Raw genomic sequence first — 22,817 nt, forward strand, 5'->3', positions numbered from 1 at the left:
CCTCAAATCAAATAGCGGCGCGCAGGGCTTCGCGAATCAGTGTTTCGCAGTCGGCCGTTGGTTTGCCAACCTTGCTAATCATCCGGCTGGCTTCCTGAGGTTTGTACCCCAGCGCCACCAGCGCAGAGACGGCTTCGCTCTCAGCGTCGTTGCTGGCGTCAGCCGGAATTTCGCTGGTCAATGCAAACGGAGCATCGGTCGCAAACAGGTCACCGTGCATCCCTTTGAAGCGGTCTTTCATCTCAACAACTAAGCGTTCGGCGGTTTTCTTACCCACACCCGGTAATTTAATCAGCGCAGCAATTTCTTCACGCTCTACGGCGGTGACAAACTGCTGTGCAGACATACCGGAAAGGATCGCCAGCGCCAGCTTAGGCCCAACGCCGTTAACTTTAATCAGCTCACGGAACAGCGCACGCTCTGGCTTGCTGTTAAAACCAAACAGCAGCTGCGCATCTTCGCGCACCACAAACTGGGTAAAGATAATCGCTTCATGATTAATGTCGGGAAGCTCATAAAAACAGGTCATGGGCATCATAACCTCATAACCCACGCCGCCTACTTCCAGTAATACCAGGGGCGGTTGTTTTTCCAGGATAATGCCTCTCAGACGACCTATCACATTCGCTTCCTTCTGATAACAATTGAGTGGGGTGTTTATAGCATAAAAAAGGCTGGATGAATATCCAGCCTGATCTGTTCGCGCGTCTTCAGTGACTAACTCAGACGACCCCGGGCGAGGTTTAACCTGCCTTCACCAATCCGTATGACGTTTTGGCTCAGGTGGCAGTGAGTGATGGCGATAGCCAACGCATCTGCGGCATCCGCCTGCGGATTCGCTGGCAGCTTGAGCAGAGTACGCACCATATGTTGCACCTGGCTTTTCTCCGCACTGCCGATCCCCACTACCGTCTGCTTCACCTGACGAGCTGCATACTCAAACACCGGCAGATCCTGGTTAACGGCGGCAACAATCGCCGCCCCACGGGCCTGCCCCAGTTTCAATGCTGAGTCAGCATTCTTCGCCATAAAAACCTGTTCTATGGCGAAGAACTCGGGCTGAAACTGCGTGATAATCTCGCTGACACCTGCATAAATCAGCTTCAGGCGCGACGGCAGGTCAGCCACACTGGTGCGGATACAGCCGCTGCCCAGATAGGTTAACTGCCGCCCTACCTGCCGAATCACACCATAACCGGTGATACGCGAACCGGGGTCAATCCCCAAAATAATTGTCATAACGCGCTCACCGGATGTGATGGAGGGAATATCACAGGGTTTCCGCAATCTCGTCGGAAATTTCACCGTTGTGGTAAACTTCCTGCACGTCGTCGCAGTCTTCCAACATATCGATCAGACGCAGCAGTTTCGGTGCGGTTTCCGCATCCATATCTGCCTTGGTTGACGGGATCATGGTGACTTCAGCGCTTTCTGCCTTCAGACCAGCCGCTTCCAGCGCATCTTTAACTGCCCCAAGGGTTTCCCATGCGCAGAACACGTCGATAGTGCCGTCGTCATAGGTCACCACATCGTCAGCCCCCGCTTCCAGCGCGGCATCCATTACCGTATCTTCTTCCAGACCTGGTTCAAAGGTGATAACACCCTTTTTGGTGAACAGGTAAGCAACAGAGCCATCTGTACCCAGATTACCGCCGGTTTTGCTAAAGGCATGACGCACTTCAGACACGGTACGGTTACGGTTGTCACTCAGGCACTCAACCATAACAGCGGTGCCGCCAGGGCCGTAACCTTCATAGATGATGGTTTCCATGTTGCTGTCATCATCGCCGCCCACACCACGTGCAATAGCACGGTTCATGGTGTCGCGGGTCATGTTGTTTGACAGCGCTTTGTCCATCGCCGCACGCAGACGCGGGTTTGAGTTCGCGTCGCCACCACCCAGTTTGGCAGCAGTTACCAGCTCGCGGATAATTTTGGTAAAGATTTTACCGCGCTTAGAATCCTGAGCAGCCTTGCGGTGCTTGGTATTTGCCCACTTACTATGTCCCGCCATTTCCTGTTAGTCTCCAAATTGGCACCGTACAGGCTATCTTGCTGGCGATTTTGCCCCCCGGCAGTGCGCGGAATGCTCACGTACAGCAGTACGCTCCGCTTCCTGTGCGCTGGCGGTGAACAAACTCACTGCGCCGATAACGCCTGAACGTTTGGCTAAGTTCAAAAGATAAAAACAAAATTACACTACGAATTCTTCAATTGCCTGGCAGTTACTCCAGGACTTAGTGAGTGCGGCGGCGGCCGATGCATCCAGCCATTGAAAGGCCAGATGCTCACTCAGCGTGATGCTGCACTCCGCAGGCAGTGCCAGGCTGAACCAGTGCTCCCGGTTATGGGTGGTGCCCGGCGCGTAGCGATGTAGAAAGTGCGGAAAGATTTCGAATTCTATCTGACGCTGGCAGTCCACTAATGTGAGCTGCCCGGCGTTAATGTCAATTCCAACTTCTTCCCGTACTTCCCGCTGTGCGGTCTGTGCCAGGGTTTCACCCGGCTCCTGGCTGCCGGTCACCGACTGCCAGAAATCCACATCATCACGTCGCTGCAACATCAGCACCCGCCGGGTATCCTGGGCGTAAATCACCACCAGAACCGAAACCGGATGCTTGTAAGCCATCAGCTATTCTCTGAGGGCTGATCTTTCACTTTTTTGACCACTTCAATGCCCAGCTCGGCCAGAGAGAGCGGATTAGCAAAGTTTGGCGCTTCCGTCATCAGGCAGGCCGCAGCGGTGGTTTTCGGGAAGGCAATCACGTCGCGAATATTATCAGTACCGGTCAGCAGCATCACCAGACGGTCAAGACCAAAGGCCAGACCTGCGTGCGGTGGCGTACCAAATTTCAGGGCATCCAGCAGGAAGCCGAACTTCTCGCGCTGCTCATGTTCAGCAATACCCAGAATACCAAATACGGTCTGCTGCATCTGACCGTTATGGATACGCACTGAACCGCCGCCCACCTCATAACCGTTGATCACCATATCGTAAGCATTGGCAATTGCGGTTTCCGGTGCTTTTTTCAGCTCATCCGGCGTCATATCTTTAGGCGCGGTGAACGGATGGTGCATCGCGGTCAGGCCGCCTTCACCATCGTCTTCGAACATCGGGAAGTCAACCACCCACAGCGGAGCCCAGGAAGCCTCGTTGGTGATTTTCAGGTCGCGACCCAGTTTCAGACGCAGCGCACCCAGCGCATCGGCAACCACTTTTGCACTGCCTGCACCGAAGAAGATCATATCGCCATCGGCGGCACCGTTACGTGCCAGAATCTCTTCCACGATGTCGGCATTGAGGAATTTCGCTACCGGGCTGGTGATACCTTCCAGACCTTTGGCGCGTTCGTTGACCTTAATATAAGCCAGGCCTTTCGCACCGTAGATTTCAATAAACTTGCCGTAATCATCAATCTGTTTACGGCTCAACTGTGCCCCGCCCGGAACACGCAGCGTTGCCACACGGCCTTTGGCATCGTTAGCCGGGCCAGCGAAGACGTTAAACTCAACGTTTTTCACCAGGTCAGCCACATCCACCAGCTCCATTGGGTTACGCAGGTCTGGTTTATCAGAACCGTAGCGACGCATGGCTTCTGCAAAGGTCATGGTCGGGAAATCGCCCAGCTCAACAGATTTCACGTCAACCCAAAGATTACGCACCAGACGCTCCATAATTTCGCGCACCTGAGGAGCGGTCATAAAGGAGGTTTCAACGTCGATCTGGGTAAATTCAGGCTGACGGTCAGCGCGCAAATCTTCGTCACGGAAGCATTTAACGATCTGATAGTAGCGGTCGAAGCCGGACATCATCAGCAGCTGTTTGAACAGCTGTGGTGATTGCGGCAGCGCATAAAATTTGCCTTTGTGCACACGGCTTGGCACCAGATAGTCACGGGCACCTTCCGGCGTGGCTTTGGTCAGCATTGGGGTTTCGATATCAAGGAAACCGTGCTCATCCATAAAGCGGCGCACAAAGCTGGTGATTTTCGCACGGGCTTTCAGGCGGTTAGCCATATCCGGACGACGCAGGTCAAGATAGCGATATTTCAGACGCGCTTCTTCGCTGTTCGCCATATTGGAGTCTAACGGCAGCGGTTCGGAGCGGTTGATAATATTCAGGTCGGTGGCGAATACTTCGATCTCACCGGTCGCCATATCACTGTTTTTGTTCTTCTCATCACGCGCACGTACGGTGCCGGTGATCTGGATACAGAACTCGTTACGCAGCTCAGACGCCAGCTGGAAAGCTTCCTGACGATCTGGATCGAAGAACACCTGCACGATGCCTTCACGGTCACGCATATCAATAAAGATCAGGCTGCCCAAATCGCGGCGGCGATTAACCCATCCACACAGTGTCACTTGCTGGCCTACATGAGACAGATTGATCTGCCCACAATACTCAGTACGCATAACGGTATCCTTTTAACTTCAGCGCTGCTGGCGCAGCTTTTTGATCACTATCCTGCTCTGAGGAGCGCTGCTGCCGCGAAAAATGGCTGCCATTATAATGGAAAACGGCTCACAGGATAAGTGCTGTCATCAGGGGAAAGTGGCAGAAAAACACCAGGATGTGCTGACAGCGAGCACTATGGTTAACAAAACATCATCACTGAGACATACCCGCTAACAAATCTGTGCACTTTGCCCACATTATATTCATCGCATTTTTTGCCTGTTCCTTTGTATTCTCACGGGTTTCCCCCAGACCGGAGAAGTTATGCTTAACCTTAATCCCCAAACCACCGCACTGGTACTGATCGACCTGCAGGAAGGTATTTTGCCGTTTGGCCAGGCACCGTATGCGGCTGACGACGTGGTGACACGCGCCGCTAAACTGGCTGCCGCCTTTCGGGCACATAACGCACCTGTCGTGCTGGTGCGCGTAGGCTGGTCGGCGGATTTTGCCGACGCGCCGAAGCAGCCGGTTGATGCCGCTCACGCCGGTGGCGCACTGCCTGAAAACTGGTGGGTATATCCGCAGGCACTGGGTGTGCAGGAGAGCGACCTGCATGTCACCAAACGCCAGTGGGGCGCATTCCACGGTACTGACCTGGAGTTACAGCTGCGCCGTCGCGGCATCGACACCATCGTACTGGGCGGCATCGCCACTAATATTGGTGTTGAATCTACCGCACGTAACGCCTGGGAGCTGGGGTTCAATCTGGTGATCGCGGAAGATATTTGCAGCACCGCCAGCTCAGAACAGCACCAGGCCAGCGTGGAGTGGATCTTCCCGCGCATCGCCCGCGTTCGCCAGACGGATGAAGTGATTGCAGCCTTGTCATAAGGTGCAATATGACCGGAAGGAGCCGGTCTTCCTCCCCACTGCCTGCCTTGCACCCTCCCATCTCCACACGGTAAAGTCGCCCGCAACTAACTGAATGTGGATAAAAGATGAAGCCGTTGTATCTCGGCCTGCCGCAGTGGCAGCACCCGCAATGGAAAAAGCTGGGGATGACAACCCTTGAAGATTATGCCCGGCACTTTAACTGTGTCGAAGGCAACACCACGCTTTACGCTCTGCCGCGCCCGGAGGTGGTTCAGCGCTGGCGGGCCATGACCCATGATGATTTCCGCTTCTGTTTTAAATTCCCGGCCACCATCAGCCATCAGGCGGCGTTACGCCAGTGCGGCGATCTCAGCGCTGAATTCTTCCAGCTGCTCTCTCCGCTGGCAGAGCGTATGGGGCAGTTCTGGCTTCAGCTCCCTTCGGCTTTCTCACCCGCTGACCTTCCTGCTCTCTGGCAGTTTTTGGATAGCCTGCCTGGCGAGTTCCGCTATGGCGTTGAAGTGCGTCACCCTGAGTTTTTTGCCAAGGGGGATGCTGAACAGGCGTTGAATCGCGGACTGCACCAGCGCGGTGTTAATCGGGTAATCCTCGATACCCGTGGAGTACACAGCGCAACTCCATCAACCACGGCGATTATCGATGCACAGCGTAAAAAACCGAAGCTTCCGGTACATGCGGTAATGACGGCAGATGCTCCGATGATCCGTTTTATCGGCGGCGATCGGGTGGATGCCAACCTGCGCTGGTTTAACGCCTGGCTGCAACGGCTGCCACAGTGGTGTGAAGCTGGCCAGCCCTGGCTGTTTATTCACACCCCGGATGTTGGGTTTGCTCCGGAGCTGGTGCGCGCGCTGTGGCCCGGTTTAAAACAGGTGCTACCCAATATCGGTGATGCCCCTGACTGGCCGCAGCAAGAATTATTATTTTGAGCCGCATTTATGCTGTCACAGGCGACAGCTTCCGCTTTGTTCGCTACCTTATTGGGCAAGATAATTCTTACATCATGGAGTGAGTTATGGTCAGTGCGCTTTATGTAATAATTGGTATGCTATTTATCATTAAATTTTCTCTGGACGTAGTTCGACTGCGCCGCCAGTATCGGATATCGATCGGCGATGGCGGAGTGTCAGATTTGCAGTTGGCTATCCGCATACACGGCAATGCTGTAGAAAATATACCCATCGCCGTATTGCTGCTGGTGATGATGGAGATGAACGGCGCAGATATCTGGATGTTGCATCTGCTGGGCCTGTTTTTCTTCTTTGGCCGCCTGATGCACTCTTATGGTTTGAGTAGCCGTACCCTGCTGTGGCGGCGTAACGGCATGATCCTCACCCTGCTGTCGCAGTTTGGTATGGTGGTGGTTAATCTGCTGTTCCTTCCCTGGGATCTGGTGTTTGGCACCGCCTGACCCCGCATTACTGGCAGAAGCAGAAAAGATGCAGCCCGCCTCGCTTTCTGCCAGAATATGTCCTTTCCGTTAGCTTCCCCGGACTTACCACTATGTCTAACCGCGATACGCTGTTCTCTGCGCCAATTGCCAAACTGGGTGACTGGACGTTTGATGAGCGCGTGGCTGAAGTCTTCCCCGACATGATTCAGCGTTCTGTGCCCGGCTATTCCAATATCATCTCCATGATCGGAATGTTAGCCGAGCGCTTTGTCCAGCCCGACTCCCGGGTTTACGATCTCGGCTGTTCGCTGGGTGCCGCCACCCTCTCGGTGCGCCGCAATATTACTGCGTCTGGTTGTAAAATTATTGCCGTTGATAACTCCCCGGCAATGGTTGAGCGCTGCCGCCGCCATATCGATGCCTTCCGTGCCGATACCCCGGTTGAAGTTGTTGAAGCGGATATCCGTCAGATTCCGGTTGAAAACGCCTCTCTGGTGGTACTGAACTTTACGCTACAGTTTCTTGCCCCTGAAGAGCGTCAGCAGCTGCTGAATACCATCTATCAGGGTCTGAGACCGGGCGGCGCGCTGGTACTGTCAGAAAAATTCAGCTTTGCCGATTCCGATGTCGGCGAATTGCTGTTCAATATGCATCACGACTTTAAGCGTGCCAACGGCTACAGCGAGCTGGAAATCAGCCAGAAGCGCAGCATGCTAGAGAACGTAATGCTCACCGACAGCGTGGAAACGCACAAACAGCGCCTGCACAGTGCCGGCTTCCAGCACGCAGAACTGTGGTTCCAGTGTTTTAACTTTGGCTCTCTGGTGGCCTTAAAAGCAGGTCATCCCTGATGGATTTTGGAAATTTTTACCAACTTATTGCTAAAAGCCCGCTCTCTCACTGGCTGGAAACGTTGCCTGCACAGATCGCCGCCTGGCAGCGTGAATCACTGCACGGCCATTTTAAAAACTGGGATCGTTCTGTCGAATATTTGCCAGCGCTGACGCCGGAAACGCTCGACTTGCTGCATGGCGTCTCAGCCGACAGCAGCCAGCTCACTGCCCGTCAGCGCGACGGCATTGAGAAGCTGCTGCGCAATTTGATGCCATGGCGCAAAGGCCCCTTCTCGCTGTACGGGGTAAATATTGATACTGAATGGCGCTCTGACTGGAAATGGGAGCGTGTACTGCCGCATATCTCCTCACTGGCCGGACGCATGGTGCTGGATGTCGGCTGCGGCAGCGGCTACCACATGTGGCGTATGCTGGGCGCAGGCGCACATCTGGTCGTGGGCATCGATCCAATGCAGCTATTCCTTTGTCAGTTTGAAGCGGTGCGTAAACTGCTGGGCAATGACCAGCGCGCGCACCTGCTGCCGCTGGGTATCGAGCAATTGCCAGAGCTGAAGGCGTTCGACACGGTGTTTTCGATGGGGGTGCTGTATCATCGCCGCTCCCCTCTCGACCATCTTTTCCAGCTAAAAAACCAGCTGGTCAGCGGTGGCGAGCTGGTGCTGGAGACACTGGTGGTGGAGGGTGACGATCAGCAGGTTCTGGTACCGGGTGAGCGTTACGCACAGATGCGAAATGTGTACTTTATTCCGTCCACAGGGGCGCTGAAAAACTGGCTGGAAAAGTGCGGTTTTGTTGACGTGCGGATTGCCGATTACTCGTTGACCAGCACCGATGAGCAGCGCCGCACCAGCTGGATGACCAGTGAATCACTGGCCGAGTTCCTCGATCCGAATGACCCGTCAAAAACCGTAGAAGGCTATCCTGCCCCCCTGCGCGCCGTGCTGGTTGCTACTAAACCATAACGCTTAAGTGCCAGTCGGTCAGCGGCTGGCACTGCCGAAAATAGTGCCCTTGCTCGCCCCTGATCCCCGCGCTGACTCCAGCCCGAAATTTGAACGATTTCTGTTATTGCAGCTGATTATTCATACTTAATCACTCTTTTTGGGTAAAAAACTTAATACTTACGAGTTAGTGTTAAACTAGTTACGCGTCAAATTCACCTGAAAGGAGTATCTGGTATGAGTAAATTTGTTTTTTCATCACCACGGAAATACATTCAGGGTGCTGGCCAGCTGGCCAACCTGGGCGAATATCTTGCAGAACTCGGCAGCAACAAGGCGTTTCTCGTTGCAGACCAGATTGTCTGGGGGCTGATCAGTAAAGAAGTTAAAGCCTCACTGGCTGCCAGCAAAATCGAATTCCACTACGAAGAATTTAACGGCGAAGCTTCAAGCAATGAGATCACCCGCCTGGCCAAACTGGCCAAAGCCAGCGGCACCGGGATGGTGGTCGGTCTGGGCGGCGGTAAAACTCTGGATACGGTGAAAGCCATTGCAGATGAACTGAAACAGCCCGTTGCCATTGTGCCCACCATTGCCTCTACCGATGCGCCATGCAGCGCACTTTCAGTTATTTACTCCGATACCGGCGTATTTGAAAGCTATCGTTTCTATACTAAAAATCCGGATCTGGTGCTGGTTGACACCCAGGTTTGCGTACGTGCACCGGTGCGTCTGTTTGCTTCCGGTATCGCAGATGGCCTGGCAACCTATGTCGAAGCACAGGCAGTGAAGCGTTCGCACAGCAAATCGATGGTTAACGGCGATCCAACCATTGCCGGAATGGCAATAGCTGAAGCCTGTGAGAAAACACTGCTGACCTGGGGTCTCAGTGCCTATCAGGCGGTGGAAAAACAGCTGGTTACCCCGGCAGTAGAGGCGGTGGTGGAAGCTAACACCCTGCTTTCAGGTCTCGGTTTCGAAAATGCCGGTCTGGCTGGTGCCCACGCCATTCACAATGGTTTCACCGCCATCCATGGCGATATTCACCATCTGACGCACGGTGAAAAAGTCGCCTACGGCACCCTGACCCAAATGGTGCTGGAACAGCGTCCTGATGAGGAGATCGCCCGCTACGTGCGCTTCTACCGCGCCATTAAAATGCCAACCACGCTTAAAGAGTTGCATCTGGAAAATGAGAGCTGGGAAAATCTGGTGAAAGTCGGCGCGCTAGCTAACAGCGAGGGGGATACGTTGAAAAACCTGAACCCGGGCCTGACCCCTGAAGATGTGGCGCACGCTATTCTGGCCGTTGATACTTTTAGCAAGTCAGTTAAATAACTGCGTATTACTCAGGCCGGCCATAATGGCCGGCCCTGTCAAGCCAGCTCTCCTTTATTCCCAATATTCGAATCGGTAGGCGGCCGTAATATTGCGCCGGACAATCCCGCTGGGAAAAACCTCCATTTCATGGGAATAGCTCAACGTACAGTTGCCACGTTCATCCCACAGCTGACACTCGTCCACGGTTGTCATACTGCTTATCGGCGTGTCTGAACGAATATTTAAACGCAGTTCGCGGCCATCCTTATCGTAATCCCACGTCGTTTTCTCACTTTCAGACTCTGAAGCAACCAGCTGATTTTTCTTATTCCAACGGTAAAGTAAATCACCATTACTGTTATTATCCGATCCCCGGGCAACACTACGAATCAATCGCTGCTGACGATCAAAATGATGGGTCGTTTCGGTAAAGCCTTTTTCATCGTTAAGAATAAAGGTATCGCTTGAGCTGACAATATCGCCCCGGCGATTAATACGGTAGTGTGTGGTTCCATGTTTATCATTAACCACCCGCGCCTGGCCGCTGCTCAGATCATTAACCGTCATTGCGTAACTTGAAAGCCAGCCATCCCTGACATGCTCAATGCTCTGGATCAGCGAGAGCTGGATAGCGCCTTCCTGTTTATCAAAACGAATATCGGCGCGTTTCAGCACCCCACAGCGGTCAAATTCGCCAATCATGCGTTTTTGCTGGTTTACATCCTTGCCAAACTCCCCAAGCACAAACTGTTTAAGCGGCCCGCGCGCCGTTCCCCCGAGCATTACAATACTGTTATTACTATTCACCTGCTGATGGTCAGGCGCACACCCGGGCGCTGCCTGTGCCACCGGAACCAGCGCGAACGCCATCAGAGCCATCAGAGTACAACCAGGAAACAGAATCTTCATCACAACTCTCATGACAAATTAAGGGGACTTATGCAGTGTAGAGTTTTTCCGCTCCAGCATGCATCACAAACCCACATCATGGGCAAAAAAAACCCCAACAAAAGTAGCTGGGGTCTGGTACTTGCAAGCATCACGTCATAGGGCGGCGTGCTGCGCGGCAAAATCGGTAAGTTACCCTGTAACGGCAACCCTATTAATCCTTGAGATAACGGTCATCTCTTAGCCTCTCAGGCGACTTTTACCGGCGCACCGAGCGACATGACGCTCTTCATCGCAGCCACCACGTCACCGTCAACACAGGTGCGGGTAAACTCATCATTATCCACATCAGAACACATCGAAACGCCCGCTTTACGGTAACGCATAGGTGATGCAATTCGCTGGCTGGCAGAGCTGTGCAGCTCGACCAGGCCCGCATCGATAAATTTTTGCACATTGCTGAGGCGCACGCCTGCGCCGGCCATAATTGATAGACCTTGCGCCATGCGATTAAGTTCCCTTAATAGTGGTAAACCACTTTCAGCACTCTGCTGCTGTCCGGATGTGAGGATGCGCGCCACTCCTAAATCCGTTAGCTGCTGTAACGCCATCAAAGGACTGTGGCACAAATCAAAAGCGCGATGAAAGGTCACCTCCATGCCCCGGCACTGGCGCATCACCTGCTGCATACGCGGCAGATCGATATAGCCGTCAACGTCCAGCAAACCAATTACCAGCCCGGGAAAACCCTGCTCGCGGATAAAGGCAATATCGGATTTCATTATTTCAAATTCTGTTTCGCTGTAGCAAAAATCGCCCCCTCTTGGACGCACAATAGGGTGAACAGGGATCGTCACACGACGGCGTGCGGACATCAATGTCCCCGCCGACGGTGTCAGCCCCCCTTCTGTAGGTGCCGCACATAACTCCACGCGGTCAGCTCCCGATCGTTCTGCCGTTACTGCACATTCCACTCCGTAGCAGCATATTTCCAGTTTTCGCATCCCATCCTCCGGTTTATCACTGCTGACTGGTTGTTTATTTCAATGCCGATGATTAGTCTGAACGACATTGCAGGTATTTATCTTAACGGGATTCAGAATCATGGCATTCAATTTTGACCAACGGATAGACCGCCGTCACAGCGATAGCCTCAAATGGAGAAAATATGGTGATCGCGATATCCTTCCGTTATGGATTGCGGACACAGATTTTCACGTAGCAGATTGTATTACCGAAGCATTACAGACGCGCGTCTCACACGGAATATTTGGTTATGGCGTTCCGCCTCAGGCATTTACGGAGGCCGTAATTGAGCGCATGAGTTCGCATTTCAACTGGCAGATTCAACCTGAATGGCTGGTGTTTCTCCCCGGCGTCGTCACCGGACTGAACCTGTGCGTACGTGCTTTTACCGGCTCTGATGAGGGCACCATTGCGCCAACGCCCATTTATCCCCCTTTCCGCCAGGCGGCAAAACTGGCTGGTCGTACGCAGATTAGTGCACCATTGCAACTTCAGCACCAGCGCTGGGTAGTCGATCTTGATGCAGTGGAGCACGAACTTACGGGTAAAGAAAAGCTGCTGCTGCTGTGCAATCCGCAGAATCCTGGCGGCACCGTCTATCGCCGTGAGGAGCTGGAGGCCCAGCTGCGCTTTGCCCAACGCCACGAACTGGTGGTGTGCTCCGACGAGATTCACTGCGATCTGATACTCGAACCCGGTGTAAAACATATCCCGTTTGCCAGCCTGAGCGAAGATGCTGCACAGCGCTCGATTACCCTGCTATCGCCATCGAAAAGTTTCAACATAGCCGGACTGGGTGCTTCTGTAGCGATTATTCCAAACCGCGAACTGCGGGAACGCTTTAACCGTGAAAGAAAAGGCATAGTGCCGGATGTCGATATACTGGCTTTTGTTGCCGCCACCGCCGCATGGCAGCATGGACAGCCCTGGCTCGATGCGCAGCTGGAATATCTGCGCAGCAACCGTGACGTGCTAACGCAGCACGTAAATAAGCTGCCGGGCCTGAGTATGGTGGCACCTGAGGGCAGCTATCTGGGATGGATTGATGCCGGCAAGCTGAAGGTCGCCAGCCCGGCGCTGTTCTTTGAAAAACACGGGCTGGGCTTCTCACCGGGGCGTGACTTTGGTGATGATAAGTTTATCCGCGTCAACTTTGGCTGCCAGCGCGCCCTGCTCAACGAAGCCCTGCGACGGATGACGCTGGCCCTGGCTATCGGGCGTTAGTTTTAGCGTTCAGCCTCACTTGCCACGATCTCCTTCAGGCTCCACGGATGGAACTTGATGGTTACCTGCCCGTCAGTCACCGCCAGCGTAGGGTTAGGCAGGCGTTCACCCTCACCTTTTGGGGCGCTGGTTTTAATCGAAATACCCTGCTGTGTCAGACCTTCATCGGCCATCAGCGCCAGTGCACGGGATCCTAACGTCTCCTCATCGCCGCGCAGCACCACTTCCACATGCTCCCAGCCCTCATGGCGATAGAGCCGCTGCCCCGGCCATGGCAGTTCAATCACACTTATTTTCCACGGCCCGACATCCAGCGGCGTCGCTAATTCGAACAGTGCAACCGGACGCCCGGCAATTTCTTTCTCAGAGAACAGCGTGGCGCAGCGCAGAAAACCCTGCTTCCAGCGTTCTGCGGTGGTGTTCTGATGGCATCTTACCGCAATGTGATCAACCTCAAGAGACTCCAGTTCCAGACCTAAGCGCTGGGCCAGATGGTAAAGGCTGTGTAAAAAACGCGGCAAATCATTAGCCAAATCGCTCAGTTCTTCTGCATTTTTAATGGATAGCATCTCAAAAACCTTCATTTAGAGTAATTTCTCTTATACATACTACTTAACGCATATCATTTTACAGACCAGATAATTGAATAGAAAGTTATCATTCCATCGGAATTATTCATATAAATTGACTGCTTAGATAGCATTACATCCAGCTTCTGCTGGTTCAGTGCCAGTTTATTTTTTAGGAAACGGTCTTTAACTTTCTGTTTTAGTTTAGTTAAATTTATACAATGCGACAATTCCTAAATCATCATGGGTCGATTGTAGGCTATTCTGCTTTCTTATAGATTTGTCCCGACCATCAACACAAGGAAAGCTATATGCTTATGTTATTGCTTGTCGCCGTGCTGATCGCGATGATGGGGTTTGCTTTTGTACGCCACTGGAGGGTGCGAAACGAAAAAACAACGGTGACCAGCCCCCACCGGCATCCGCGTCGCCGCTAAACCCCCTTCAGCGGAAAACAGCCTTACCCCACTGTTTTCCCGCACATGATATACAAGTTATCCGGGAGCGCAGGTTCCTGGATAACTTGCCCCCAAATGCAGTATACTTTTCCCCTTCTTTTTTAAGCGCTGCCGCTGCGGATTATCTCCTGAGATGCAAGGCGACGTGACAACGGCCTGCGCCGCAGCGCGCGGGTTTTCAAAAAAATTAAGGTAACTCGGTGAATATTCAGGCCCTTCTCTCAGAAAAAGTCAGTCAGGCGATGATCGCAGTGGGTGCTCCGGCAGATTGTGAGCCTCAGGTGCGTCAGTCGGCAAAAGCACAGTTTGGTGATTACCAGGCCAACGGAATGATGGCCGTGGCAAAAAGCCTGGGTATGCCGCCGCGACAACTGGCCGAAAAAGTGCTGGAGCAGCTGGATCTGACCGGCATTGCCAAAAAAATCGAAATTGCCGGACCAGGCTTTATCAATATTTTCCTGGCACCAGAGTGGCTTTCCACGCAGATCGACAGCGTGCTGGCAGCGCCTAAGCTTGGCGTCGCACCGGTTATCCCGCAGACCGTGGTCATCGATTACTCTGCCCCGAACGTGGCAAAAGAGATGCACGTTGGTCATGTGCGTTCAACCATTATTGGTGATGCCGCGGTACGCACGCTGGAGTTTCTCGGCCATAACGTGATCCGCGCTAACCATGTTGGCGACTGGGGCACACAGTTCGGGATGCTGATTGCCTTCCTGGAGAAGCAGCAGAACGAAAAGCATGAAGAGATTGCACTGGCCGACCTCGAAGTCTTCTATCGCGAAGCCAAGCGTACCTATGACGAAGATCCGGCGTTTGCCGAGCGCGCTCGCGGATACGTAGTGAAATTACAGGGTGGCGACGAATATTGCCGCAAAATGTGGAAGCGTCTGGTCGACATTACCATGTCTCAAAACCAGCTGATCTATGACCGCATGAATGTCACCCTGACGCGCAACGATGTAATGGGTGAAAGTCTGTATAACGATATGCTGCCCGGCATCGTAGCAGACCTGAAGGCCAAAGGGCTGGCGGTTGAGAGCGAAGGTGCCACGGTGGTATTCCTTGATGAGTATAAAAACAAGGAAGGCGAACCGATGGGCGTGATCATCCAGAAAAAGGATGGCGGCTATCTCTACACCACGACCGATATCGCCTGCGCCAAATACCGTTATGAAACCCTGAAAGCAGATCGCGTACTTTACTACATCGACTCACGTCAGCATCAGCACCTGATGCAGGCCTGGACGATTGTGCGGAAAGCGGGTTACGTGCCGGAGTCTGTTCCGTTGGAACACCATATGTTCGGCATGATGCTGGGTAAAGACGGTAAGCCGTTTAAAACCCGTGCGGGCGGCACTATCAAGCTCTCCGACCTGCTGGATGAAGCGATTGAACGCGCCACCGCGCTGGTTTCCGGTAAAAACCCGGATATGCCTGCCGAAGAGTTAAAGCAGCTTGCTAATATCGTCGGTATTGGCGCGGTGAAATACGCTGACCTGTCTAAAAGCCGCACCACCGACTACATCTTTGACTGGGACAATATGCTGGCGTTTGAGGGTAACACTGCACCGTATATGCAGTATGCCTACACCCGTGTCCTGTCTGTATTCCGTAAAGCCGGTATTGATGAGCATGGCATCACCGGTGCGACTGCCATCAGTGAAGATCGCGAAGCTGCACTGGCAGTTCGTCTGTTACAGTTTGAAGAGACAATTACTCAGGTTGCGCGCGACGGTATGCCACACGTAATGTGTGCATATCTGTACGATCTGGCGGGTCTGTTCTCTGGTTTCTATGAGCATTGTCCAATTCTAACTGCGGACGATGACGCAACCAAACAGAGCCGTCTGCGTCTGGCATTGTTAACGGCTAAAACGCTGAAGCAGGGTCTGGATACGCTGGGAATTGAAACCGTAGAGCGGATGTAATTTGTTGCAGGGCGAGGTATGCCTCGCCCTCTGGAACATATCGGCTAAACCGCAGGGGGCAGGCATGGCCAGCCCCACATATTTACTGATAATTAACCATCACCTCGTTGCTCACCACCTGCATCACCGGAAACACCCGCCCTTTACCCTCAACCTGATAGATAAAACGCAATGTCTCGCCAGCGGCCACGTTGGTCAGGCCACGCGTAGAGCCACTGGCACCTTCGATCGGCACACAACGACTTTCTGAACAGAGGCGCACCTGAAGCCCGGCGGGCGCTGGCGTACTCAGCGTATAGCGCCAGACCACCTCGGTGATGGTTCCGGCTACCGTTTCCGGCGCGCTTAATGGCCGCGATGAGGCCTGTACACCCCGGTTAGAGAGCGCAGGCCCGGTGGCGCTGGAGTGCCAGCCGCCGTCGGCAGCCAGGCTCAGACCAGGCAGTGCCAGCAGCAGCCATATCAGCTTTTTCATCAGTGGCCCCCGATGGTTGACGTCATACGAATGTTACGGTTGTCGGTCAGTTCCATATTAGAAATCACCATCAGCTGCGGCAGTGAACGGCGCAGGAAGCGCGCCAGCAGCGCACGCAGCGGATGATTGACCAGCAGCACTGGCGGTGCTCCCAGCCCTTCCTGATGCTGCAATGCGGTTTGCGCCTGCGCCAGCAGACGATCCGCCAGGCCAGGCTCCAGACCACCACCGCCCTGCAATGCCTGCAACAGCAGGCGCTCAAGGGTAGAATCCAGCCCGATAACCTGCACTTCACCGTTGCCCGGGAACCACTGCTGAGTGATGGCACGGCCTAACGCCACGCGCACCACAGAGGTCAGCTCCTGCGGATCGGTCTGAACCGCAGCGTGCTCCGCCAGGGTTTCAATAATAGTGCGCATATCGCGGATAGAGACGCGCTCCGCCAGCAGATTCTGCAACACTTTATGTAGCGTGGTGAGCGTAATCACCCCCGGAATCAGATCTTCGGTCAGCTTCGGCATCTCCTGGGTAACGCGATCCAACAGCTGCTGCGCTTCCTGACGACCAAACAGCTCGCTGGCGTACTGCCCAATCAGGTGATTAAGATGTGTGGCAACCACGGTACTGGCTTCCACCACGGTGAAGCCCTGAATCTGCGCCTGCTCTTTCAGGGCGCTATCGATCCAGATGGCCTCCAGACCAAAGGCCGGATCCACGGTCACTTCACCCGGCAGCGAGCCTGCTGCGGTACCCGGATTAATTGCCATCCAGCGACCTGGGTAAGCATCACCGCTGCCAATTTCAACGCCTTTCATCAGGATACGGTAGCGCGCCGGGGTCAGATCCATATTGTCACGAATATGTACCACCGGCGGCAGGAACCCCATCTCCTGGGCAAATTTCTTACGAATACTGCGGATCCGGCCAAGCAGCTCCCCGTCTTGGGCACTGTCCACCATCGGGATCAGGCGGTAACCCACTTCCATCCCCAGTGAATCTTCCAGCTGCACATCACCCCAGGTCGCTTCAACGCTGGCAGCACTTTCCGGCTGCTTTGTCAGGGTTGTCTGCGGCACAGCGGTATTTTGTGGCTTCATCTCTTTACCGCGCACCCACCAGGCCAGGCCCAGCAATGCGGCGGTAAACAGCAGGAATACAAGGTTTGGCATCCCCGGTACCAGGCCCAGCAGCCCGAGAACACCGGCACTCAGCATCATCACCCGTGGATTGTTAAACAGCTGGCTAACCATCTGCTCGCCAACATCCTGATCGGTACCCACGCGGGTCACGATAACACCGGCAGCAGTGGAGATAACCAGCGCCGGGATCTGAGCAACCAGACCGTCACCGATGGTCAGCAGGGTGTAGGTTTCCGCCGCATGGCCCGCGTCCATGCCATGCTGCACCACGCCCACCATCAGACCGCCGATGACGTTGATAATCATGATCATGATACCGGCGACGGCATCACCGCGAACGAATTTACTGGCACCATCCATCGAACCGTAGAAATCCGCTTCCTGCGTCACGTCAGAACGGCGTTTTTTCGCTTCCTCTTCACCAATCAGACCGGCGTTCAGGTCGGCGTCAATCGCCATCTGTTTACCCGGCATCCCGTCGAGGACAAAACGCGCGCCCACTTCAGCAATACGCCCGGCACCCTTAGTGATAACCATAAAGTTGATAATCACCAGGATAACAAACACCACAATACCGATGGCGAAGTTACCGCCAACGAGGAAGTGACCAAAGGCTTCAACCACCTGCCCTGCGGCGGCGGCGCCGGTATGGCCATCCATCAAAATAACACGCGTTGAGGCGACGTTCAGCGCCAGACGTAACAACGTGGAAAACAGCAGGATGGTCGGGAAAGCGGCGAAATCCAGCGTGCGCTGGGTAAACATCGCCACCAGCAGCACCATAATCGACAGGGCAATATTAAAGGTAAACAGCAGATCGAGGATAAACGGCGGCAGCGGCAGCACCATCATCGACAGAATCAGCAAGATCAGTATCGGTCCGGCAAGGACTTTCCACTGTGTGTCTTTCATGTTGCCAGGCAGGCGAAGTAAAGCAGCCAGATTAGCCATCAGATTTTTGTTCTCCAGCAAAGTCCAGCGCTTCCGGCACCGGCAATTTAACAGGTCTCTTCGGGATCAGCCCCCCTTCCACTTTCCAGCGGCGGAGTTGCCAGACCCAGGCCAGTACTTCAGCAACCGCTGCGTACAATGTCCCGGGAATATGCTGACCAATTTCACTGTGGCGATAGAGCGCACGCGCCAGCGGCGGTGCTTCAAGAATCGGGATGCGGTGCTCTTTACCCAGTTCACGAATACGCAGGGCAATTTCCCCCGCGCCTTTTGCCAGCACTTTTGGTGCACTCATTTTCTTTTCGTCGTACTGCAACGCGACCGAATAGTGAGTCGGGTTGGTCACAATCACGTCAGCTTTCGGAACATCAGACATCATGCGGCGACGTGCGGCGGCGCGCATCTGCTGGCGAATGCGCCCCTTAACATGCGGGTCACCCTCCTGCTGCTTGTGTTCGTCCATAATGTCCTGACGGGACATACGTAAATTTTTAAAATAGCTGTAGAGCTGAAAGAAGACGTCGAAGCCCACCATCGGAGAAAGCCCCAGCACGACAAGGACGCTGCACATGGCGATCATATTCAGTGACCCGGCCAGAGCAGTAATCGGTGACTCACTGACCAGATGCAGCATTTCGGACCAGTGATGCCAGATATACAGCCCGGCCACAACGCCAACCAGCGTCGCTTTCAACACCGCCTTCAACAGTTCGGCTGCGGACTGGGCGGAGATCAACTTCGCCAGACCTTTAATCGGGTTCATTTTCCCCAGGTCAAACTTGATAGACTTTCCGCTAAGGACAAGTCCTCCCAGCAGCATCGGAGCGGCAATGGCCATAACCACCAGACCGAACATCATCGGTAGTACCGCCAGCACCGCCTGGAGCAGAAGGTTACCAATCTGATGCAACATCTGGCTGGTGTCGCTGACTACGGAATGATTAAACATCAGGCCGTCCGCAACCAATGCGCCCAGCTTGCGCCCCATCCACTCACCGCCCATCCATAAAATACTCAGGCCGGTGACCAGCATCAAAATAGATGTCAGCTCACGCGAACGCGGTATTTGCCCCTCTTCTCGCGCTTTTTCAAGTCGATGGGCCGTGGGGGACTCTGTTTTTTCCTCATCGCTATCCTGAGACACGGTAGCAAACCTTCAGTGCGGAATGATTGAGAGTAGAATGCCAAATTCGCGCAAGGGTAATGCCACGAGTAAACGTGTAAATAGGGGGTTATTTACGGAATGGGAAAAACAGGTGTCCGCCCATCCGAGCGGGACACCCTGTAAAGCAGGGGCAGAAAGGCTCTGCCCCGGATATCAGAAACCGAGACTGTCCAGCAAATCGTCAACCTGATCCTGGCTTGCCACCACATTTGGCGCAGCGGCGTTAATCTGCGGGCCATTCAGCAGGCTGTCGGTATCTTTCTTGGCGCGGGAGCTTTGGTCAGGAATGTTCTCCATCAGAACGGTCAATAATTGACGTTCAATTTCCTGGATCACATCCATCATCCGCTTGATCACCTGTCCGGTCAGATCCTGGAAGTCCTGCGCCATCATGATTTCCATCAGCTGGGCATTGGTAAATCCAGTATGCTCCGGTACCGCGTCGAGATAACCACGAGTATCCGAAACCAGAGAGCGGGCATCCGACAGTTCGATAGGATTTTCGAACCATTCATCCCAGCGAACTTTCAACGCTTTCGCCCCATTCTCCATCACTGCCTGACGGGGCTGCGCAGCCTCGACACAGTTTAATGCACGCTCTGCTGCCTGGCCGGTCATTTGAATCACATAATCAAGACGATCGCGGGCATCCGGAATCGCCTCCGCCGCTTCTGCGATGGCCTGGTCAAGACCCAACTCACGCAGACTGTCGCGCAGCATCCGCGTCAGTGAACCAATTTTAGAGATAATGTCCTGTGCCGAAGCAGCATCAACATTTGGTTTCGGAATAGTGTTCATCTCAGCTCCTTACATACCCAGTTTTTCGAAGATCTTACCTAACTTCTCTTCCAGGGTAGCCGCTGTGAATGGTTTAACCACATAGCCGCTGGCACCTGCCTGCGCAGCCGCAATAATGTTCTCTTTCTTCGCTTCTGCTGTCACCATCAGCACCGGCAGCTTATTCAGCGCACCGTCAGCACGAATGGTTTGCAGCAGTTGCAGACCATCCATATTCGGCATGTTCCAGTCAGAAACCACGAAGTCGAAACCGCCGGCACGCAGCTTGTTCAGCGCGTCCACACCATCTTCTGCTTCTTCAACGTTGTTAAAGCCTAATTCTTTCAGCAGGTTACGGACGATACGACGCATCGTGTTGAAGTCGTCTACCACCAGAAACCGCATATTTTTGTCAACCATACCTACTCCCGTTTTTTCTCACTCGCGAGGACCGCGTCAGATACGCAACGCCTGTCCGGCGCTAATTTTTGCCAGCATGTGCTGGCTGATTTGGTGAAGATCCACCACCTCACTGGCTCCCCCGAGGGCAATAGCCTCTCGTGGCATGCCAAATACTACGCAGCTCGCTTCGTTCTGGGCGATAGTCCAGGCACCGGCTTTATTCATTGCCAGCAGCCCGGCAGCACCATCGTTGCCCATGCCGGTCAGAATCACGCCAACGGCGTTACGACCGGCAAACTGCGCCACTGAATTAAACAACACATCGACCGACGGCTTATGACGATTTACCGGCGGTGCATCATTCAGTTTGACCTGATAGTTCGCGCCACTGCGCGTCAGCTCCATATGCATCGCTCCCGGTGCGATATAGGCGTGTCCGGGAAGGATACGCTCACCGTCTTCAGCCTCTTTCACCGTAATCTGGCACAGCTTGTTCAGACGTTCGGCAAAAGACTTGGTGAAGCCCGGGGGCATATGCTGGGTGATTAACAGTGCCGGACTGGTGGCCGGTAACGGTTGCAGCACATGACGAATCGCTTCTGTGCCCCCGGTGGAAGCACCAATAGCAATCAGCTTTTCACTACTCAACAGTGGACCGGCTTTCAGCATCACCGGTGCAGGCTGCGGCCCGCGAGCATGCAGACGGGCCCGGGAAGCGGCGCGCACTTTATCAGCAATCATCTGGCTGTAGGCCAGCATCCCTTCGCGAATACCCAGCGACGGTTTGGTAACAAAGTCGACGGCCCCCAGCTCCAGCGCCCGCAGGGTAATTTCAGAGCCCTTACCCGTCAGTGAGGAGACCATCACCACCGGCATCGGACGCAGACGCATCAGCTTTTCCAGAAAATCGAGGCCGTCCATGCGCGGCATCTCCACATCCAGCGTCAACACATCCGGATTGAACTGCTTAATCAAATCGCGTGCTACCAACGGATCCGGTGCCGAAGCGACCATTTCCATATCGGAATGACTGTTGATAATTTCGGTCATCAACTGGCGCATTAACGCCGAATCATCAACGCATAAAACTCTGATTTTACTCATTATCTTTCCTTAGTCAGTCCATAGACCGTCTGGCCACGCAGATAAAATTCTTTGCTGATCTGGCTGAAATTCTCTGAGTGACCGGCAAACAGCAAGCCGCCTGGTTTCAGTAACGGAACAAAACGCCGTAAAATCTTTTCCTGGGTCTCTTTATCGAAATAAATCATCACGTTACGGCAGAAAATCACATCAAACTGCCCTGGCAGCGCCCAGTCGTTTGCCAGCAGGTTCAACTGAGCAAAGGTGACCATATTGGCCAGCTCCGGACGCGCACGTACCATGCCATCGTGGGGGCCGGTGCCGCGCAGGAAGAAGCGTTGCAGCTGCTGCGGTGAAATCGTACGCAGCTCTTCCTGGCGATACACACCCGCCAGCGCCTTTTCCAGCACCTGGGTATCAATATCCGTGGCGTGGATCTGGAACTTCCCCGGGCCGGTTCCCAGCGTTTCCGCCAGCGTCATGGCAATAGAGTAAGGCTCTTCACCGGTGGAGGCGGCGGCACACCACACGCTGTAGTTACCGGTACGGCGTTTCGCATGTTCTGCCAGAATCGGGAAGTGGTGCGCTTCGCGGAAAAAGGCCGTCAGGTTAGTGGTCAGAGCATTAACAAACGCCTGCCATTCAGCGCTATTAGGATCATTTTCCAGCAGCGCCATATAGCGACCAAAATCGTCGATATTCAGCATACGCAGGCGGCGAACCAGGCGGTTATAAACCATTTCCCGCTTGTGATCGGCGAGCACAATGCCAGCGCGCTGGTAAATCAGCTGGCTGATACGCTTAAAATGCGTATCGGATAACGGCAGGCGCTGTACCATCTGCGACAGCAGCGTTGCGTTTTCCTGTGGAGCTAACAACGTTGATTTCTTCATGTAGCCATCCTGCGAAGCGCGGATAATGGTAT

General features: G+C 54.0%; 24 protein-coding genes. 9 read left to right on the forward strand and 15 right to left on the reverse strand.

What is annotated here, in order from left to right; genetic code table 11:
• Positions 1-7: 7 nt before the first annotated feature.
• The 5 genes from ruvA to aspS all read right to left on the reverse strand — a co-directional run bounded on the left by ruvA (position 8) and on the right by aspS (position 4,416).
• The gene (gene ruvA, locus GN242_RS11445; protein WP_156287504.1) at positions 8-622 is read right to left on the reverse strand and encodes a Holliday junction branch migration protein RuvA; all 615 of its coding nucleotides are present in this window, start codon (positions 620-622) and stop codon (positions 8-10) included.
• 95 nt (positions 623-717) lie between these two features.
• Positions 718-1,239 carry a crossover junction endodeoxyribonuclease RuvC gene (gene ruvC, locus GN242_RS11450; protein ID WP_154750973.1) on the reverse strand — a complete coding sequence of 174 codons (522 nt, stop codon included), beginning with the start codon at positions 1,237-1,239 and terminating at the stop codon, positions 718-720.
• A gap of 31 nt (positions 1,240-1,270) precedes the next feature.
• Positions 1,271-2,014 (reverse strand): YebC/PmpR family DNA-binding transcriptional regulator, encoded by a 744-nt coding sequence (locus GN242_RS11455; protein WP_154750972.1) that lies wholly within the window; start codon positions 2,012-2,014, stop codon positions 1,271-1,273.
• Positions 2,015-2,194: 180 nt separating this feature from the next.
• A complete protein-coding gene (gene nudB, locus GN242_RS11460) occupies positions 2,195-2,629 on the reverse strand; it encodes a dihydroneopterin triphosphate diphosphatase (RefSeq protein ID WP_154750971.1) in 435 nt (144 codons plus the stop codon).
• On the reverse strand, positions 2,629-4,416 hold the full coding sequence (gene aspS, locus GN242_RS11465; RefSeq protein ID WP_156287505.1) for an aspartate--tRNA ligase: 1,788 nt from the start codon (positions 4,414-4,416) through the stop codon (positions 2,629-2,631). The genes nudB and aspS overlap by 1 nt, the downstream gene beginning before the upstream one ends.
• A 307-nt stretch (positions 4,417-4,723) precedes the next feature.
• Here aspS and GN242_RS11470 point away from each other — a divergent pair, with 307 nt between their 5' ends.
• The 6 genes from GN242_RS11470 (at position 4,724) to GN242_RS11495 (ending at position 9,822) form a co-directional block, all read left to right on the forward strand.
• The gene (locus tag GN242_RS11470; RefSeq protein WP_156287506.1) at positions 4,724-5,293 is read left to right on the forward strand and encodes a hydrolase; all 570 of its coding nucleotides are present in this window, start codon (positions 4,724-4,726) and stop codon (positions 5,291-5,293) included.
• Positions 5,294-5,400: 107 nt separating this feature from the next.
• Positions 5,401-6,225 carry a DUF72 domain-containing protein gene (locus GN242_RS11475; protein WP_154750968.1) on the forward strand — a complete coding sequence of 275 codons (825 nt, stop codon included), beginning with the start codon at positions 5,401-5,403 and terminating at the stop codon, positions 6,223-6,225.
• Between the two features lie 86 nt (positions 6,226-6,311).
• Positions 6,312-6,707 carry an MAPEG family protein gene (locus GN242_RS11480; protein ID WP_154750967.1) on the forward strand — a complete coding sequence of 132 codons (396 nt, stop codon included), beginning with the start codon at positions 6,312-6,314 and terminating at the stop codon, positions 6,705-6,707.
• 92 nt (positions 6,708-6,799) lie between these two features.
• Positions 6,800-7,540: a carboxy-S-adenosyl-L-methionine synthase CmoA gene (cmoA, locus tag GN242_RS11485; protein WP_154750966.1), complete on the forward strand. Its 741-nt coding sequence runs from the start codon at positions 6,800-6,802 to the stop codon at positions 7,538-7,540.
• Complete coding sequence (gene cmoB / locus GN242_RS11490; protein WP_156287507.1) at positions 7,537-8,505, forward strand: tRNA 5-methoxyuridine(34)/uridine 5-oxyacetic acid(34) synthase CmoB; 969 nt, start codon at positions 7,537-7,539, stop codon at positions 8,503-8,505. Before cmoA ends, cmoB begins: the two co-directional genes overlap by 4 nt.
• A 216-nt stretch (positions 8,506-8,721) precedes the next feature.
• Positions 8,722-9,822, forward strand: coding sequence for a glycerol dehydrogenase (locus GN242_RS11495; protein WP_156287508.1), 1,101 nt, complete (start codon positions 8,722-8,724; stop codon positions 9,820-9,822).
• 54 nt (positions 9,823-9,876) lie between these two features.
• Here GN242_RS11495 and GN242_RS11500 read toward each other — a convergent pair whose 3' ends face one another.
• Positions 9,877-10,713, reverse strand: a complete 837-nt coding sequence (locus tag GN242_RS11500) for a hypothetical protein (protein WP_154750964.1) — start codon at positions 10,711-10,713, stop codon at positions 9,877-9,879.
• 227 nt (positions 10,714-10,940) lie between these two features.
• Positions 10,941-11,696, reverse strand: a complete 756-nt coding sequence (gene cutC / locus GN242_RS11505) for a copper homeostasis protein CutC (RefSeq protein ID WP_156287509.1) — start codon at positions 11,694-11,696, stop codon at positions 10,941-10,943.
• Between the two features lie 100 nt (positions 11,697-11,796).
• Between cutC and GN242_RS11510 the strand changes: the two genes are divergently transcribed.
• Complete coding sequence (locus GN242_RS11510; protein ID WP_156287510.1) at positions 11,797-12,942, forward strand: MalY/PatB family protein; 1,146 nt, start codon at positions 11,797-11,799, stop codon at positions 12,940-12,942.
• 2 nt (positions 12,943-12,944) lie between these two features.
• On the opposite strand, the gene GN242_RS11515 is transcribed toward GN242_RS11510, so the two are convergent.
• Positions 12,945-13,511: a VOC family protein gene (locus GN242_RS11515; protein ID WP_154750961.1), complete on the reverse strand. Its 567-nt coding sequence runs from the start codon at positions 13,509-13,511 to the stop codon at positions 12,945-12,947.
• Positions 13,512-13,822: 311 nt separating this feature from the next.
• Between GN242_RS11515 and GN242_RS21845 the strand changes: the two genes are divergently transcribed.
• The gene (locus GN242_RS21845; RefSeq protein ID WP_255474412.1) at positions 13,823-13,948 is read left to right on the forward strand and encodes a hypothetical protein; all 126 of its coding nucleotides are present in this window, start codon (positions 13,823-13,825) and stop codon (positions 13,946-13,948) included.
• Positions 13,949-14,169: 221 nt separating this feature from the next.
• The gene (gene argS / locus GN242_RS11520; RefSeq protein ID WP_156287511.1) at positions 14,170-15,900 is read left to right on the forward strand and encodes an arginine--tRNA ligase; all 1,731 of its coding nucleotides are present in this window, start codon (positions 14,170-14,172) and stop codon (positions 15,898-15,900) included.
• An 82-nt stretch (positions 15,901-15,982) separates the two neighbouring features.
• Here the strand turns inward: argS and flhE are convergent, their stop codons facing one another.
• The 7 genes from flhE to cheR form a co-directional block, all read right to left on the reverse strand.
• Complete coding sequence (gene flhE / locus GN242_RS11525; protein ID WP_154750960.1) at positions 15,983-16,375, reverse strand: flagellar protein FlhE; 393 nt, start codon at positions 16,373-16,375, stop codon at positions 15,983-15,985.
• On the reverse strand, positions 16,375-18,465 hold the full coding sequence (gene flhA, locus GN242_RS11530; protein ID WP_154750959.1) for a flagellar biosynthesis protein FlhA: 2,091 nt from the start codon (positions 18,463-18,465) through the stop codon (positions 16,375-16,377). The genes flhE and flhA overlap by 1 nt, the downstream gene beginning before the upstream one ends.
• Positions 18,458-19,609, reverse strand: a complete 1,152-nt coding sequence (gene flhB / locus GN242_RS11535) for a flagellar biosynthesis protein FlhB (RefSeq protein ID WP_156287512.1) — start codon at positions 19,607-19,609, stop codon at positions 18,458-18,460. Before flhB ends, flhA begins: the two co-directional genes overlap by 8 nt.
• Before the next feature lie 174 nt (positions 19,610-19,783).
• Complete coding sequence (gene cheZ, locus GN242_RS11540) at positions 19,784-20,428, reverse strand: protein phosphatase CheZ (RefSeq protein WP_154750958.1); 645 nt, start codon at positions 20,426-20,428, stop codon at positions 19,784-19,786.
• 9 nt (positions 20,429-20,437) lie between these two features.
• Entirely contained in the window at positions 20,438-20,827 is a 390-nt protein-coding gene (gene cheY / locus GN242_RS11545; RefSeq protein WP_154750957.1) for a chemotaxis response regulator CheY, read from the reverse strand.
• A 36-nt stretch (positions 20,828-20,863) separates the two neighbouring features.
• The gene (locus GN242_RS11550) at positions 20,864-21,913 is read right to left on the reverse strand and encodes a protein-glutamate methylesterase/protein-glutamine glutaminase (RefSeq protein ID WP_154750956.1); all 1,050 of its coding nucleotides are present in this window, start codon (positions 21,911-21,913) and stop codon (positions 20,864-20,866) included.
• The gene (gene cheR / locus GN242_RS11555; RefSeq protein WP_154750955.1) at positions 21,913-22,785 is read right to left on the reverse strand and encodes a protein-glutamate O-methyltransferase CheR; all 873 of its coding nucleotides are present in this window, start codon (positions 22,783-22,785) and stop codon (positions 21,913-21,915) included. Before cheR ends, GN242_RS11550 begins: the two co-directional genes overlap by 1 nt.
• Between the last annotated feature and the right edge of the window lie 32 nt (positions 22,786-22,817).

The sequence above is a fragment of the Erwinia sorbitola genome (genome assembly GCF_009738185.1).
Classification (GTDB): Bacteria; Pseudomonadota; Gammaproteobacteria; order Enterobacterales; family Enterobacteriaceae; genus Erwinia; species Erwinia sorbitola.